18 protein-coding genes are annotated in these 13870 nt (G+C 63.9%); all 18 read right to left on the reverse strand.

Annotated features, from left to right (window positions below; translation table 11 throughout):
- Positions 1-100: 100 nt before the first annotated feature.
- Positions 101-583 (reverse strand): CinA family protein, encoded by a 483-nt coding sequence (locus B3E94_RS01555; RefSeq protein WP_176511564.1) that lies wholly within the window; start codon positions 581-583, stop codon positions 101-103.
- Between the two features lie 106 nt (positions 584-689).
- Positions 690-1166 carry a lysis system i-spanin subunit Rz gene (locus B3E94_RS01560; protein WP_286912068.1) on the reverse strand — a complete coding sequence of 159 codons (477 nt, stop codon included), beginning with the start codon at positions 1164-1166 and terminating at the stop codon, positions 690-692.
- Positions 1163-1711: a glycoside hydrolase family 19 protein gene (locus B3E94_RS01565; RefSeq protein ID WP_286912069.1), complete on the reverse strand. Its 549-nt coding sequence runs from the start codon at positions 1709-1711 to the stop codon at positions 1163-1165. The genes B3E94_RS01560 and B3E94_RS01565 overlap by 4 nt, the downstream gene beginning before the upstream one ends.
- Positions 1712-1738: 27 nt before the next feature.
- Positions 1739-2773, reverse strand: coding sequence for a phage late control D family protein (locus B3E94_RS01570; RefSeq protein ID WP_286912070.1), 1035 nt, complete (start codon positions 2771-2773; stop codon positions 1739-1741).
- A 4-nt stretch (positions 2774-2777) separates the two neighbouring features.
- Positions 2778-2984: a tail protein X gene (locus B3E94_RS01575; RefSeq protein WP_176511560.1), complete on the reverse strand. Its 207-nt coding sequence runs from the start codon at positions 2982-2984 to the stop codon at positions 2778-2780.
- Positions 2959-3804 carry a phage tail protein gene (locus tag B3E94_RS01580; protein ID WP_286912071.1) on the reverse strand — a complete coding sequence of 282 codons (846 nt, stop codon included), beginning with the start codon at positions 3802-3804 and terminating at the stop codon, positions 2959-2961. Before B3E94_RS01580 ends, B3E94_RS01575 begins: the two co-directional genes overlap by 26 nt.
- A gap of 10 nt (positions 3805-3814) precedes the next feature.
- Positions 3815-5641 (reverse strand): hypothetical protein, encoded by a 1827-nt coding sequence (locus B3E94_RS01585; protein ID WP_286912072.1) that lies wholly within the window; start codon positions 5639-5641, stop codon positions 3815-3817.
- Between the two features lie 124 nt (positions 5642-5765).
- Positions 5766-6068, reverse strand: a complete 303-nt coding sequence (locus tag B3E94_RS01590) for a phage tail assembly protein (RefSeq protein ID WP_176511557.1) — start codon at positions 6066-6068, stop codon at positions 5766-5768.
- Positions 6069-6077: 9 nt separating this feature from the next.
- Positions 6078-6587: a phage major tail tube protein gene (locus B3E94_RS01595; RefSeq protein ID WP_236236628.1), complete on the reverse strand. Its 510-nt coding sequence runs from the start codon at positions 6585-6587 to the stop codon at positions 6078-6080.
- A 13-nt stretch (positions 6588-6600) separates the two neighbouring features.
- Entirely contained in the window at positions 6601-7767 is a 1167-nt protein-coding gene (locus tag B3E94_RS01600; RefSeq protein ID WP_286912074.1) for a phage tail sheath family protein, read from the reverse strand.
- A gap of 84 nt (positions 7768-7851) precedes the next feature.
- A complete protein-coding gene (locus tag B3E94_RS01605; protein ID WP_286912075.1) occupies positions 7852-8292 on the reverse strand; it encodes a phage tail assembly chaperone in 441 nt (146 codons plus the stop codon).
- 9 nt (positions 8293-8301) lie between these two features.
- The gene (locus B3E94_RS25450; protein ID WP_286912076.1) at positions 8302-10341 is read right to left on the reverse strand and encodes a phage tail protein; all 2040 of its coding nucleotides are present in this window, start codon (positions 10339-10341) and stop codon (positions 8302-8304) included.
- Complete coding sequence (locus tag B3E94_RS01615) at positions 10334-10942, reverse strand: phage tail protein I (RefSeq protein ID WP_286912077.1); 609 nt, start codon at positions 10940-10942, stop codon at positions 10334-10336. The genes B3E94_RS25450 and B3E94_RS01615 overlap by 8 nt, the downstream gene beginning before the upstream one ends.
- Before the next feature lie 4 nt (positions 10943-10946).
- On the reverse strand, positions 10947-11828 hold the full coding sequence (locus tag B3E94_RS01620) for a baseplate assembly protein (protein ID WP_286912079.1): 882 nt from the start codon (positions 11826-11828) through the stop codon (positions 10947-10949).
- Positions 11825-12151 (reverse strand): GPW/gp25 family protein, encoded by a 327-nt coding sequence (locus B3E94_RS01625; RefSeq protein WP_286912080.1) that lies wholly within the window; start codon positions 12149-12151, stop codon positions 11825-11827. Before B3E94_RS01625 ends, B3E94_RS01620 begins: the two co-directional genes overlap by 4 nt.
- Before the next feature lie 83 nt (positions 12152-12234).
- Positions 12235-12795, reverse strand: a complete 561-nt coding sequence (locus B3E94_RS01630; RefSeq protein WP_286912081.1) for a phage baseplate assembly protein V — start codon at positions 12793-12795, stop codon at positions 12235-12237.
- The gene (locus tag B3E94_RS01635) at positions 12792-13289 is read right to left on the reverse strand and encodes a hypothetical protein (protein WP_286912083.1); all 498 of its coding nucleotides are present in this window, start codon (positions 13287-13289) and stop codon (positions 12792-12794) included. The genes B3E94_RS01630 and B3E94_RS01635 overlap by 4 nt, the downstream gene beginning before the upstream one ends.
- 11 nt (positions 13290-13300) lie before the next feature.
- On the reverse strand, positions 13301-13639 hold the full coding sequence (locus B3E94_RS01640; protein ID WP_176511547.1) for a phage holin family protein: 339 nt from the start codon (positions 13637-13639) through the stop codon (positions 13301-13303).
- Between the last annotated feature and the right edge of the window lie 231 nt (positions 13640-13870).

The raw sequence follows: 13870 nt of genomic DNA on the forward strand, positions 1-13870 counted from the left end.
ATCCTCACGTGTTCGACTTGGCCCTGATGGCCGGGAATACCTGTATAAGTAGCCAGTATTATTCCACAGGCAAGCGCTTGAGCAAACCCCTGTCGTCGAATTACTCGCCGCCGAGCTGTAACAAGCCGTCTAGCGCGGCGATCACCGTCTGTCGGCGCACGCTTTCGCGGTCGCCGTCGAAGTGGCGGCGCTCACTCGATACCCGTTCGCCATCGGCCCAGGCCAGCCACACGGTGCCCACCGGCTTGGCCGGCGAGCCGCCATCGGGCCCGGCGATGCCGCTGACGGCCACTGCAAAGCGCGCACCGCTGGCCGCCTGGGCACCGCGCGCCATGGCTTCGACCACTTCCTGGCTGACGGCGCCGACCTGGCTGAACAACGCCTCTGGCACGCCCAACTGGCGAGTCTTCTGGCTATTGGAATAGGTGACGTAGCCGGCCTCGAACCAGGCCGAGCTGCCGGGCACGCGGGTGATGGCTTCAGCGATGCCGCCGCCGGTGCAGGATTCGGCAGTGCTCACCTGGGCGTCGAAGCGACGCAGGTGCTCGCCCAGGCGGGTGGAGAGAACAGTGATCGGGTCCATTGTGGGGCTCCTTGAGGATTGCGGGACACCGTAGCATTTGGTGAAGGGGCATGCCTTGAATTGTGTGGCGCCCTTGCGATCGAGCGCCCCAATGCAAGCCCGGCAATCACTGCCGCAACGCCCGCACATAATCCTGGCACGCCCGCAACGCGATCAATCCCCGGTCCCCTTCATCGGTGATGGCGATAATTCGTCGAGCATGCGCCGGCTCAAGCCAGGCGCGTACGGTTGCATGATCCACGCTGCCGGCGCCGGCGGCGGCAGGCACTGTGGGGCAGACGGCGTCGCGCTCGACCAGGACCGACAGCCGCAGATCGGCAGTAGCAAGGCGATCACGCAGGCGTGCCTGAGACTGTTGCGCATCGGCAAGCTCCTTGAAATGACGGGTTTCACTCACCTGCAGGCGCTGCTCCAGCGCTTGGCGTTGCTCGCGCTCGGCAAGCAGGCGCGCGGCCAAGGCATCGGCCTGGGCTTGCGCCTGTTGCGCCAGCTGCCGCCCATAGCGCCAGCCCTGCACCTGCCAGGCCAGTGCCACGCAAGACACCAGCAAAAATGCCCCAAGCCCCTGTTGCAGCCGGCTCAACACAACACCTCACGCGCCCGCGCCCAGAGCATGAGGCGGTCTTCCAGCCCATTGAGCCCTCCATTGATATGACGGGTGATGCGGTTGAACTCGCCCCGGTCAGCCAGGGCATTGAGCCCACGCGAGTGCCAGAACCACGCCGCCGACTCGCAGGCCCAACGCGGCTGTTCGAGCAGTTGCGGCTGTGCCAGCAAGCGCTCATCGCCGAACAGCGCACGGCTGCAGGCCTGGTAGTTGTTGAGCCCGGTGACCTGGATCAGCCCGCGCCCGCAATACAACTGGCCGTCGCCATCCGCCTGAGGGGTATTGCCCAGGCGCCGGGCCAGGCTGCCGGTGTCGTAGCGGGCCAGGTAACGGTCGCTGCCCAGCTCCCTGACGTAACGAAACTGGCCTGACTCATGGCCGACCTGGGCGATGAACGCCGCCACACGCTTGGGATTGTCGATCTCCCAGCGTGGCAAGGTGACGTTCAAGGCTGTAAGAAAAACGCTCGCGACGGGGCGGGCGTTGGGCAGAATCTGTAGCAATTGCGCTTCTGTAAGCATGTCTGTCCTCCTTGGGTGAATCGCCCCTCAGGCCTTGGTCGCCGCCCCTCGGCGAGGCGCCGCGCCCTTGGCCTTCGATTTACCTGCCTTGCCGCCATTACCCTGTACCGTGGTGCGCCAGCCCGAGCGGGTGAACACCTGCTCCACCGAGTCGACCTGATACTGCCCGTCCAGGCCATCGACAAACCCACGCAGGTCGATGCTGCGCTCGGCAAACAGGTCAGTGCGCCCGGGCAGGTCGAGGCGCACGCTGGCGGTATCGCGATTGAAGCTGGCCAGTCGCGCCCTGGCGGCCTGCTCGGCGGCCGCGCGGTTGGGGTACAGATGGCGATCGGTATGCACCGGCCGCGGCCCTTGCGCAGCCTGCTCGTTGGCCAGCTCGACGGCCTTCGACTCGCCACTGGCCGGGTCTTGATGGCGGGTACGCACAGCCTGGCGCACCGCCTTGTCGTCCAGGCGAAAATGCCACTGGCTGACCTCGTCGCGGGCAATGCCGACCACCGCCAGCGGTTTGCCGCTGGCGCTCTGCCCGCCCTGGCGCGGCAGCACCAGCAGCTGGCCATTGGCAAGCTTGGCGGTGCAGTCGTACTGGCGGGCCAGGCGGGTGATGAAATTGAAATCCGATTCGTTGTACTGATCGACGCGCGGCACCTGGGCCAGCACTGGGCAGAGCGCTTGCCAGCCATTGCGCGCGCCAATCTCGGCAACGATGCGCTGCAGCGGCACGGCCTCCCAGCTACCGCTGCGCACGGTCCTGCCACTGCCACGCAAGTCGCTGGCCTTGCCGCGAATCACCAGGGTATCGGGAGGGCCGGACAGCTCGACCTCATCGACGGTGTAACGCCCCAGCCGGGTCAGCGGCTGGCCGGCGTAGCCCAGGTGCACCTCGATCTGTGCGCCGCGGGCAGGCACTGCCACGCTGCTGTCGCGGGCATCGATGCGCAGTTCGAAATCGTCCGACTCCATCCCTGGTTTGTCGGTAGTGCGCAGCAGCAACAGACGGTCGTTGATCAGCGCAGTAATGTCCTGGCCATCGGCCTGGATGCGAAAGAGCGGTTGCATGGCATCAGTCCCACAGCTGTACGACGTTGGCCGGCGCCAGCGCCAGGGTGGGCAGGCGGATGGTCACGCCGCTGCGAAACGGCTGGGCCTCGTCGGCCAACCCCTGGTTGGCGTGCAGCACGGCCTCGACGCTGCCATCGAGGTGCCCGTAATAGTGATGGCAGAGGGTATCGAGCACGTCGCCCTCAGACGTTTTGCAGGTCTTGTCCATAACTGACGAACTCCAGTGAGAAGCCTTGTTTGCGAGGGATGCCACCGGCCAGCAAGGCGCCCTGCTCTTCCTCGATGCTGGTCAAGCACCAGGTACCGAGCACTTCGCCGTAGCCGGTGGTCAAGGACAGCGGCAGAAGCTGGCGGCCGATGCCGCGCAGCGCCTGCAACTGGCCCAGCCCGGCCTTGAAGCCGGGGAAGATCGCGCCGCGGATGCTGATGGTTTCTTCGCCCAGGCCAACCGCCTGCTGCGCGCTCTCGCGGCCCAGGCGGTCCTGCCCGGCCCAGCGAAAGCGCGTTTGCCGGCGCAGTTGGTCGAAGGCAGCGGTGTCGAGGTTGAAGTAGTACGGCGCGGCATTGGCCTTCAGCGGCTGCAGCACCAGCAAGTGCGCAAAGGGTTTGATCGCCTCGGCCGCAGGGGTTGCATCGGGCGCGAAGCCAAAGGTGGTGAGCACGCCCTTGGCGACCGAGCGCACATCGCCGATCACCCGGCGAATGGCCGCGCCGGCCTTGCCCAGGTGTTCGGCGAAGGCGTCCACCCGATCCTGCACCTTGCGCACCTCATCGACCGCGTGGTCGTACTTGGCAATCACCTTGTCGACGCGCTGCTTGGCCGAGTCGATGGCGCGCATCGTGCGTTGCAGGCGCTTGCCGATGGCCGGGCCGATCCATGGCAGGGCCTCGAGTTCGGCGGCCGCCTCCTTGGCATGGCCAACTGCCTGGCTCATCGGCTCGAGCATGGCATCGGCACGCTGGCGCCCCGCTTCGCCGGCCTTGACCAGGGCATGCAAGGCGCCCTGGAGTTGCTCCAGATAGGTCATTGAAAGCTCCTCAGGCGTAAATGGGATCGGAAAGCTGGGCAGCCGCCTTGCGACTGATCAGCTCTTGCAGCGTGCGTTGCACCATTGCCTCCAGCCGCTGCAGCAGCGCTGGATCATCCAGGCTGCCATTGAGCGTTACCGGCATGTTGGTATTGAAGGTGAAGTGCTGGTTGCTCGGTTGCGGCTCGCTGGCCTGGGAAGTGGCCGGGCTGCCCGGCTCTGGCAGTGCCGTAGCCGCCGGTGGCACCCGCATGGGCAGCGGACGATCGCCCTCTGCCGGCTCATCCAGCGCTTCGCGTGAGGTGGGCCGAAGCAACGACACGGGCGCCAACGGCTGTTGCCTGGCTGGCTTGTGCTGCGCCGAGCCAGCGTGTGTCAGCAGTTGCCGGGTGATGCGCGTACCGACCTGGCCATCGACAAACTCCGCCTTGGGCTTGGCGGTGAGCGAGTGCTTGAGCGGGTCCAGCAATGACACCTGCGGCAAAGCGCGTCGAACCCACTGCTGCTGCCTCGCCAGCTCAGGCGATGACAACAGCTGCCTGCCAGTTTGCGCCCCAATCTGAAGGTCGAAAAAGGGTTGCGTCGGAATGCGCGTGGCGGACTGTTTGCCGGGGTCGAGGAGGGAAACAGCAGGCAAAGGAGCCGTTGCAGCGGGTGGGCGCTCGTCAGCGGCGAGTTTGCGTGCAATCCATCCTCCGAGCCTGGTGCCGGCCTCGTCACCCAGCGCCCCGCCAACCGTCACGCTGACGGGGGCGATGGGAGGAATGTATCGGCCAGCAACACCACCTGCGATCGAGCCGACCAGCCCACCTACGGCGCCGCCATAACCTTCCCAAGCCTCCTGGGCTGTCTTGGCGGAGGCATAGGTATGTACCGCTTTCAGGGCCGACTCCAGCAAGGCATTTTTCCCCTCGGCCTTGATGACTTCGCCCACCGTCTTCCAAGGCGGCGGGCGCTTGCCGATGTCCGTGGGCGACGGCCCTGCATCTGCCCCGAGAGGATACGGTTCATTGGCGGCCGGGCTGTCTTTGCCAAACCAGCCCTTCAGCCTGTTCCAACCCGACCCTGAAGTCTGTTTACCCACGTCATGAATGCGCGCAGCCGCGCCAATGCTGCCACCCACCAACAGACCTTGCCCGAGCAAGGGCGACGAAGTTTCTGTGCCCTCCTGGGGCGCAGTACTTTCGCTGGGTGCACTCGTCTCGGGATCGGGCGCCAGGCGTTTACCGAGCGCCGCCCCTGCCTTGTCGCCGTAAAAGCCGCCCACCACCTTCCCGTAGTCGACATGCTTGCCGGTGTACTTGCTCAAGGCCGCGCCAAGCGCACTGCCGGCCAGGCCTCCCACTGCACCTCCCAGCCCCTCTCCCCATTCCTGGGCAGTTGAAGCCTTCGCGGCGGTAGTGCCCACCTTGATCAGCGCATCGAGCCTCCCTTCTCGCGCTGCCGACCTTGCGGCGCCGACCGCTTGCGCGCCGCGCTGCCTGGCACCGTGGCCCGGTTCGGTCGAAGGCGTGGCATCAGCGCCCGGCGGGTAATCACCCTGCTCCACTGGCGCAGCTCGCCCCTTGCTCGCGGCCATTGCCAAAAACCCTCCAGGAACAGGGCCTGACTGGGCCTGCCCCTGGGTTTCACCAGGGGTTTCATCGACAGGCTCGGCCACAGGCACGTAGGCCGATTCGTGTTCTGTAGACTGAGGCGATCCTTGCCTCAGCGATTGCACCACGCGCCCCAGTATGCGGTTCTGATGATTGAATACCTGGGCAAGATCGACCCGATCACGTTCAGGATCGGAGCGTGGTTGTTGCGCCGCATCCGTTGCCGCTGATCTGCTCGCCATCCTTTTCTCCCTTCACTCTGTGAGCCACCAGACCATGTCGCTGAACGACATGGCCATGATTTCGCTCGCGGAAAAGTTCAGCTCCTTGGCCAGCCGCCGGGCGGCGGCCTTCTGCCGGGCCGGGTCAAAGTTCGTCGTCCTGCACCAGGCGAAAATAGCCGTTTTGCAGGCGGCCATAATCCTTCAGGGCAAGGCCTTCGAGGTCCTTGATGCCAACTTCGGCCAAGGAGGCGAACAGGTTCAACTCACGCTGTTCGTCATCGCCCACGCCGCCGGCCTGGGCGTTGCGGATATCGCGCACGGTCGGCGCCCGCAGCGACAGGCTGTCGACCTGCACGCCATTGGCTTCGCTTGGGCGCGACAGGCGCACGGTGACGCGCTCGGCGCTCAGGGTGAGCCACTGCGGCTGCTTTTTCGCTTGAGCCATGTCGCCTCCTTACAAGCCGAGCGCGGCGCGCTGAGCGGCCAGTTGATCGACACCATCGATGACCCGCTTCATGCCCAGGGCGTCGATCTCGTAGACCAGGCGGCCGTCGACTTCGAGCTTGTAGTAGGTCAGGCCGACGCTGTGCTTGATCTCGGCCTTGTCGCCGGACTTCCAGTCACCCATGTCGATTTCCTTCAAGGTGCCGCGCAGGGTGACCACCACCGGGGTGATCTTGCCCTTGAGGCCTTTGAAGGCACCACGGAAGGTGCCGTTGAAACCACTGCCATCGGCCAGGCCGAAGAATTTCAGCGCTTCGCGGCGCACGCCGCTGGTGGTGAAGGCGGCTTCTTGCTTTTCCATGCCCAGGTCCATTTCGACCGGCATGTCCATGCCGCCGGGGCGGTGCTCTTCCATTTTCAGGGTGAGTTTGGGCAGGGTCAGGCTGGGGACATCGCCCTGGAAGCTGACGCCATCGACGAACAGGTTCAGGTTGGCCAGGGTTTCGGGAATCATTGCCATGTAAATGCGCTCCTTAAGCGGCGGAATCGAGAACTTCGGTCAGCCACTGGTTGGTGACTTCAACGCGGAAATTGGGGTTTTCGGCAGGCGGCACGTCGGTGAAGCGGATGTTCCAGTACACCTTGCCCTGCTCCAGCTGGCTGGCGGTGTTCAGCTCCGGGTCGGCGAAGACTTCGAAGTTGATGATCGCGCCCTGGTTCTTCAGGTCGCGCATGAAGGCCTGCAGGCCTTCGGTCACGTCCTTGACGTAGGTGGCGGTGATGGAGCGATCGACTGCCCATTTGTGGCCATAGAGGATCGCGTCCATGACGATGTCCAGGGTGCGCACGCGGGTGACGAAGGCCCACTTCGGGTCGCTGGACAAGGTGCGGTTGCCCCACAGGCGGAAGCCGTCGTCGCGGATGATGGTGGCGATGTTGGCGTTGTTCAGTAGGTTGGCGCGGCAGCTGTCGTCGCCATCGAGGAACTCCACCGGGCGGCTGGTACCGGTGATGCCGACGAACTCCTTGTTCGAAGGCGAAGCCCAGAAGCCATATTCGCGATCGGTCCAGGCGAACAGGCCGGCCACCCAGGCCGAGCCGGGGGCATCGACGGTGGCCTCCTCGCCGTTGTCCCAGTACTGCACGCCCGGGTCGACCAGGAAGGCGCGCTTGGCACCGAAGTTCTCGGCATAGGCGATGGCCGCCTCGTCGGTGGTGTTGGGGCCGTCGATGATGGCGATGCCGCGCAGCTTGTCGGCCAGGGCAACCAGGGCGGTGCCGACGGCCTGGGTGGCACTGTGCCGTGGGGCGACCAGCAGGCGGGGCTGGGCGTTGAAACGGCTCTTGCCGTCGAGCAGCGCCTGCAGGCCAGTACGTTTGCCGTCGGCCTGCACCGCGCCGATGATGGCTGCGGTCTGCTCGGCGGCGTCTTCGAGCTTGGCCACGCCGCAGGCGACGATGACTGCCTTGGCACGGGTGTAGATGGCGCGGCAGGCCTTGGTGATGGCCGCGTTTTCGCCGAAGGCGGCGACGGCTTCACGTTCGCTGGTGATCAGCACCGGGGTGTTGGCCTTGGCGGTGGCGCCAGGGCCTTCGGTGAAGGTGTCGACCAGGCCGATGATCGAGGAAGATGGCAACGCGATGCTGCGGGCGCCGGTGTCGACGTTGGTGACGGTGACGCCGTGGAAGAATCCACTCATGTAGGTTTACTCCAGATATGAGAAAGCCCCGTATTGGGGCTTTGTGGTACAGCAGAAAAGAAAACGCCCCGTCTGTGCGGGGCGTTAATGCGTTTGATTAATCATCCAGGAGGGGGATTTCGGGCGGTACTGAATATCTGGAAATCCCTCCAATTTTGGCCAGTCACGTAAGGCCTTGCGGTAAATCATCAGGGCAAAAAACGCCTCCTGAGTCAACGTGGTAATTTCTCCCATCTCACTTTCATCTCGGTGTCGTGCAACGAGATTGTCGGTATTGCGCAGTTGAATATCCCGCCAGCCGCACTCTACTTCGGCTAGTTGCTCCTGCGTGGGCATTGGCAAGTGCGTTAGCCGGGGCGGCTCGTGTGAAAAGTCAATCATTTTTGCTCGCCCATTAACACCATCGAGCAACGATTGATGAAGTGTTTTGTCAATTTCTATTGCGTCTACTGGAATTTGCTCGGCAGTATGTATTGCACTGTCAAAGAAAGCTTTATTTCTAGCACTTGAGTAGATTTTGCTCATACAGACCTCTTAAAAACCTACCGCATACCATGCGCAGGATGAGTTGACGGGAGGATTCAATACTGGAGGTGAACCAAAAGTTATCGAACATATATTAAATGCTTCGAAACCGTTATTACCCTGATTTCTGAACTGCCAGAACGATCGCGTAATACCGCCGCTACCCGTGATATCGTGTTCATTCAAGTGCGTACAGCGATTAGGAAATGCCACAGGAAATGTCACCGTTACCACTGGGGAAGCGGGGGTAGCAATGGCGGACCCACCCCACTGGACAATCAAGCCACTAGGAAACTTATGATATCCATTGCCGTTTATACCGCTAACCTGCCACGGTAGCCGAGTGGCTTCGACTCCAGTTCCATCCATAATCCAGGTCCCATCGCCATAATACCTCGCGTCAATAAATGTATCTGGAGGAATGGTGATGGAATTGACCTGCCCTACGGTTAACCCCGTTTGAACTTTATCGTTACCTTGAATGCCGACCAGCAGACTATTAGGGCACCAGTTTTGTATTCGTACAACAGCTCCAACCGCCACTTTGAGACTTGCACTATTCGGTAGGGTATACCCCATAGCGTAATTGCCCCAAAAATGCACGATGCCGCCGATGTGTGCCGCCACGCCGGCTAGCGTACCTGCAGCAGATCGCTGAGTAATACTTGAGTACTGCATACCACGGCCTTGTACCCATTCCGTTGTCGCCACTTGCTTCGTGCTGCTGAAATCAGCCGCGGTCGGGGCTGTTGGCATACCCTCGAAGGCAGGACTGGTCAAAGGCGACTTGACGATGAGCAGCGAATCCATCTGCGCCTTGGTATACCCATCGCCAATACCATAGCCCGCCAATGTGGTCGCTTTGGCAGCCTTGGTGGCAAGCGTATTGGTTACCGTAGTTGCAAAGTTCGGATCGTTGCCGAGCGCCGCCGCCAGTTCTTTCAGCGTATCAAGCGCAGCAGGTGCCGAGTCCACGAGGCCTGCAACCGCTGCCTGAACAAAAGCTGTGTTTGCGATTTGCTGGGAGTTGTTTCCTGTGGCAGCCGTCGGCGCAGTCGGGGCTCCGGTGAGTGCGGGGTTTGCCAATGGCGCCTTGAGGGCTAAAGCGCTATCCACCTGGGTTTTAGTGTAAACATCCGTCAAACCATATCCCGCCACTGTGGTCGGGTTAGTGGCAGCGGTCACTCGGCCGTACTTGTCGACTGTCACGCTTCGGTACGTGTTCGCAACCACGCCGCTGCGCCCAAAAGCCATTTCGTAGGCCTGGGCGCTGACGCCTAGTGTGAGCGGCCCATCCGTGACCAGTTGCCACGCGCTGTCACTGTTGACGCTGCCCTTTTCAACCAGCACCAGCAGCCCCGGCGTGATCTTGGCATCAGTATCGGCATCGGCGCTGCGGCTCCAGGCGCCCGCGGCAACTTCATAAATCCCATTGTCCCTGGCCAGCGTCTGGTTCTTCACCAGCACCCGTGCTCCAGCCGAAAGCGCAATGCCATCCACCGTCTGCAGCCCGGTCAAAGCGATGTTCGCGGTAGTAGCCACTTGCACCGAATGCTTGAAGTCCTGCCTGGCCAGCTCTTCGGTCACCCACTCCCGAGTCGCCAGCACCACCGCCGGGTCAATCTTCAACTGCACATTGCTGGCACTGCTGACCACCAGGTTCATCCGCACCACCTGGGTACGTCCCGAGCCCTGGCTGAGCAGCGGTTTATAAGTGGGCGCACAGTTGGCCACGGCCACCATGTCGCCATCGGCGTCATACAGCGCGATCTCGCGAATCCACTTGCCACCGACATCGGCCGGAATGACCTGCTCGGCGATGATGATCGCGCTGTTCTTGTCATCCACCTTCAGCTGATTCAACGGCGCGCGGCGCCATTCGTTGAGCAGGCTGGTCTGGGTGGCATTGGGCGTGGGGTCGGTGCCGTTGGCATCGCCGACGCCCATCTGGGTGATTTTCCATGCGATGCCCAAGGCATCCGCGTTGGCTTGTTTCGCCGCGCCCACGTTGGTGAGGATGGCGTAGAACTGAGAAGTCTGGTCAACCATGTGCAATGTCCAAGGTATCGATTGTATGTTCGCGGCCGCCCCGGCCTATGGCACCGCTGACGTCGATGTCACGGGGCGCCAGCGGGTAGATGTCCAGTTCGTCGCCGTCCTGGACCGCGCAGCCGACCTGTAGGGCGCCACGGCTTTCGAGGCTGATCACCAGGCCTGTCAGGTGGCGGCTGACCGGGCGGGCGTCGTCGATCAGCGATGACAGTTCCTGGTAGGTGCTTTCGCTGATGCCCGCGTCGGAAACGCCGATCTTCAAGGCGAAGGTGCCGGCCGGCGCAGGGGGTGTGGCCTGCCACCATTCCTGCACCTCGATCAGGTAGCCAAAGGGCTCCACCACACGCCGCAGGGCGCCGAGGGTGCCCTTGTGGGCGTGCACGAAGAACGTCGAGCGGATCACCGAGCGCTTGATCTCGTCGCTCCAGCTGTCCTCCCAGCGGTCCACCGACCAGGCCCAGGCCAGGTGATAAAGAAGGTGCGCGGGGCAACTGTCCGGGTTGTAGAGCAAGCGCAGGCTGACCTTGAGGTCTTCGTCGCACGCGCTTTCGATGGCGCGTTCCAAGGGGGTGCGGTTGAGCGGCAATAGACTGCGCATGGCGTCAGCCCCCCCGCGTCAGGGTGAAACCGCTGCACCAGGCCGCCTGGGCCTTGCTCGGGCGGATGTCGGCCCAGTCGTTCAGCTCGACCCGGCTGACGCCGTCGATGTGCAACTGCGCGTCGATACCCGAACGCGCCACCTCCACACCCAGGCGGCGTCGCGGGTTGATCCAGGCCGCCAGGCGCCGCTGGCACTCGGCGAGAATGGCCTCGTACTCGGGGCCGCTGTCGGCCAGGTGCAGCACGGCATCGATGCGATAGGCCAGCACCTCGGCGCTGCGCACATTGACCCGGTCGGCGACCGGCCGGATATCGTCGTCATTGAGGTAGGCCGCCACCTGCGCCAGCAGCGCGGCACTGGCCTTGCCATCGCCCTCCAGGCCCAGCACGGTCACATCCACCACCGCCGGCGACGGGCTTTCGGCGGTGGCGTCAGCCACCTGCCCCGATGCGTTGCGGGCGTGCAGGATGTAACTGTTGCGCGGGCCGGCAGTGGTCAGGCCTTCGTAGACCAGTTGCACCCGCTCACGCAGGGCGTCGTCGGCTTCCAGCAGCGCCTCGACGGGCGGCACCGCGTTCAGGTCCTGCGCCTGGATCACCAGGCGCTGCAGGCTGACGTTGGCCGCCAGCTGGTCCAGGTCGCTGCCCTGGGCGTAGGCCAGCAGCAGGGCCTTGGCGGCATCGTTGATGCGCGCGCGGTTGAGCAGTTTGCGGTAGGCGCCGACCTCGAGCAGCTTGGTCACCGGGTCGCTTTCCAGGTTGGCGGTCCAGCCCTCCCCCAGGTACTCGCGGAAGGTGTCCAGGTTGGCTTGATAGAGCGCTTCGAAATCCAGGTCTTCAAGCAGTTGGGGCGCCGGCAGTTTCGACAGGTCGACCTGGCTCATACGCTCACCTCCAGCAAGGCTTGGTCGCCCAGGTAGCGGCCGGTCAGCGCCAGGCTGACCTGGCCGTCGAGCACTGCGACCACCTTCACCCGCTCAAGCTGCAGGCGTGGCTCCCAGCGCCCGAGTGCGCGGGCCACCTCGGCCTGTACGGCGCTCTTCCAGCCGTCGTTGACCGGCAGGTCGACGAAACGCCGCAGCTGGCTGCCGTAGTCCGGGCGCATGCGGCGGCTGCCCAGCGGTGTAGCGAGGATGTCTTCGATGGACTGGCGCAGGTGGCCGATGCCGGCCAGTGGCTGGCCCGTGTGGCGGTCCAGGCCGATCATGGCGCACCTCCCGTGGCGGCGCCCGGTTGATGGGTTTGCATGGCATTCTCCAGGGATGAAAAAGCCCGCGGTTGCGGCTTGCTTCAGTGTTTGTGATTGGCGGTGTTGCCGGCGGTGTCGATGATCCGCCCAGCGCCATTGATATCGCCGCTGACCTGCAGCGGGCCGTCGATGGTGACTTTGCCTGTGAGATTTATCGCAGCGGCTTGCAGGCTGATTGCACCGTCACTGACCAACACGGTGCTGGCACCGACCTGGATGGTGGCGTTGCCGCCAGGAAGCTCGATGGCGTAATGGCTGGCCTGCCAGTCGTAGCTGAGCGAGCCGCCATCGGCGAATCGCCACACTTCCACGTGCCCGCGGTTGTCTGCAGCACTGCCGGCGTTGCCATAAAGGCCAGCGATGAAGGTGCCCTGGGCAGGCTCGCCGCTGGGGCTGAGCAACACGCCCTGCTCGCCCACGCTGGGCGCCCGCCAGTGCCGGGCCTGGCCGGCGGCCTGGGCATGCCAGCGCAACCAGGCGCTGGTCCAGCCGCTGCCGTCGGACACCCGCACCCGCGCGGCGGCGAGGTCCACCGCGACCACCCGGCAGGGAATGACCAGGCAGGCCAGCATGCGGTCATGCATGGCGCTGACGTAACTCATGAAAGCGACTCCGGGGCGATGTAGTGCTCTTCATTACCCAAGCCGATATCGGGTGCCAAGCCCAGCATCAGGCTGCCGGGCGGCTGATCCGGCCAGTGCCAGCGCGGCTCGCCGAGCAGTACCGGCTGGTCCCAGCGCACGGTCCAGGCGCTGCCCTCGAACTGCGCCTGCACGTTGCGGCTGGCTTCGACGAAGTCCAGCGCCCAATGCTGCTGGCGCAGCAGGTCCATCAGTTGCGCAGCCAGCAGGCTGCCCTGCAGGCGTGCCTCGGGGTTGGCGTTGTCAGCGGTGATGTCCGCCTCGAAGGTAGCGACCAGTACCGAGCGACCATCCCGCGGCGCTGCGTCGGCCGTCATCTGCACGATGCCGTGACGTAGCGCCGGTCGCTCGGGCGCATTTCCTACAGCTGTATAAGCATCGACTGAAACCAGTTCAGGCATCGCCTCACGAATGGTTGCCGTCACAGCCGCGTGCAAAGTGGCCAATTCGCTCATGCATATTCCTCCTATCGCTCATCGGCCTGCGCACTGTCGCGCAAGCCCAGTCGCCGAATCGCCCAGCGCTCGTACAGCCGCATGGCCACGTCGGCGCCGCCTACCGCGGTCATGCAGCCAAACGCGCTGGCCGCCCAGATCGAAAGGCCGCCGGCATACAGCAGCATCACCGTCGATACGCCGCAGGCCATGCAGGCCCCGGAGCGCAGCGCCAGCCGCCGCAGCAGTGACCAGCCGGTGGCGCCTGCCTTGTCGGCCCGCCACATCTCGCCGCTCAGGCCGCCCAGCAATGCCAGGACGATTACCAGCCAGAGCGGCATCTCCAGTAACGCCTGTTGCTCGTTCGTCACTGTGGTGTCTCCTGTGTGAATACCTGTTGGCGCGGGCCAACAGGCGGGTTGTGGGTACGCTCAAGTGAAAAGTCCGGCATTCCAAAAAGCCCGGCCTGCCAGGCTTTTCAGTAATGCGTTGTCGAACCGCAGGCCACGACTGGTGACGCCGTGCGGTTCTGCTCAAATTGGTGACTCCGGCCGCGGCCACCTGCCCGCCGGATAACTGTTCGTGGTGCTTTACGCTGCACA

The sequence above is a fragment of the Pseudomonas sp. UBA6315 genome, assembly GCF_002438125.1.
GTDB lineage: Bacteria > Pseudomonadota > Gammaproteobacteria > Pseudomonadales > Pseudomonadaceae > Aquipseudomonas > Aquipseudomonas faucium.

Excerpts from the sequence above, each read along its gene's own strand:
- B3E94_RS01555 (WP_176511564.1), bottom strand. The coding sequence starts at position 583 with ATGGACCCGATCACTGTTCTCTCCACCCGCCTGGGCGAGCACCTGCGT.
- B3E94_RS01565 (WP_286912069.1), bottom strand. The coding sequence starts at position 1,711 with ATGCTTACAGAAGCGCAATTGCTACAGATTCTGCCCAACGCCCGCCCC.
- B3E94_RS01570 (WP_286912070.1), bottom strand. The coding sequence starts at position 2,773 with ATGCAACCGCTCTTTCGCATCCAGGCCGATGGCCAGGACATTACTGCG.
- B3E94_RS01575 (WP_176511560.1), bottom strand. The coding sequence starts at position 2,984 with ATGGACAAGACCTGCAAAACGTCTGAGGGCGACGTGCTCGATACCCTC.
- B3E94_RS01580 (WP_286912071.1), bottom strand. The coding sequence starts at position 3,804 with ATGACCTATCTGGAGCAACTCCAGGGCGCCTTGCATGCCCTGGTCAAG.
- B3E94_RS01585 (WP_286912072.1), bottom strand. The coding sequence starts at position 5,641 with ATGGCGAGCAGATCAGCGGCAACGGATGCGGCGCAACAACCACGCTCC.
- B3E94_RS01590 (WP_176511557.1), bottom strand. The coding sequence starts at position 6,068 with ATGGCTCAAGCGAAAAAGCAGCCGCAGTGGCTCACCCTGAGCGCCGAG.
- B3E94_RS01595 (WP_236236628.1), bottom strand. The coding sequence starts at position 6,587 with ATGGCAATGATTCCCGAAACCCTGGCCAACCTGAACCTGTTCGTCGAT.
- B3E94_RS01600 (WP_286912074.1), bottom strand. The coding sequence starts at position 7,767 with ATGAGTGGATTCTTCCACGGCGTCACCGTCACCAACGTCGACACCGGC.
- B3E94_RS01605 (WP_286912075.1), bottom strand. The coding sequence starts at position 8,292 with ATGAGCAAAATCTACTCAAGTGCTAGAAATAAAGCTTTCTTTGACAGT.
- B3E94_RS25450 (WP_286912076.1), bottom strand. The coding sequence starts at position 10,341 with ATGGTTGACCAGACTTCTCAGTTCTACGCCATCCTCACCAACGTGGGC.
- B3E94_RS01615 (WP_286912077.1), bottom strand. The coding sequence starts at position 10,942 with ATGCGCAGTCTATTGCCGCTCAACCGCACCCCCTTGGAACGCGCCATC.
- B3E94_RS01620 (WP_286912079.1), bottom strand. The coding sequence starts at position 11,828 with ATGAGCCAGGTCGACCTGTCGAAACTGCCGGCGCCCCAACTGCTTGAA.
- B3E94_RS01625 (WP_286912080.1), bottom strand. The coding sequence starts at position 12,151 with ATGATCGGCCTGGACCGCCACACGGGCCAGCCACTGGCCGGCATCGGC.
- B3E94_RS01630 (WP_286912081.1), bottom strand. The coding sequence starts at position 12,795 with ATGAGTTACGTCAGCGCCATGCATGACCGCATGCTGGCCTGCCTGGTC.
- B3E94_RS01635 (WP_286912083.1), bottom strand. The coding sequence starts at position 13,289 with ATGAGCGAATTGGCCACTTTGCACGCGGCTGTGACGGCAACCATTCGT.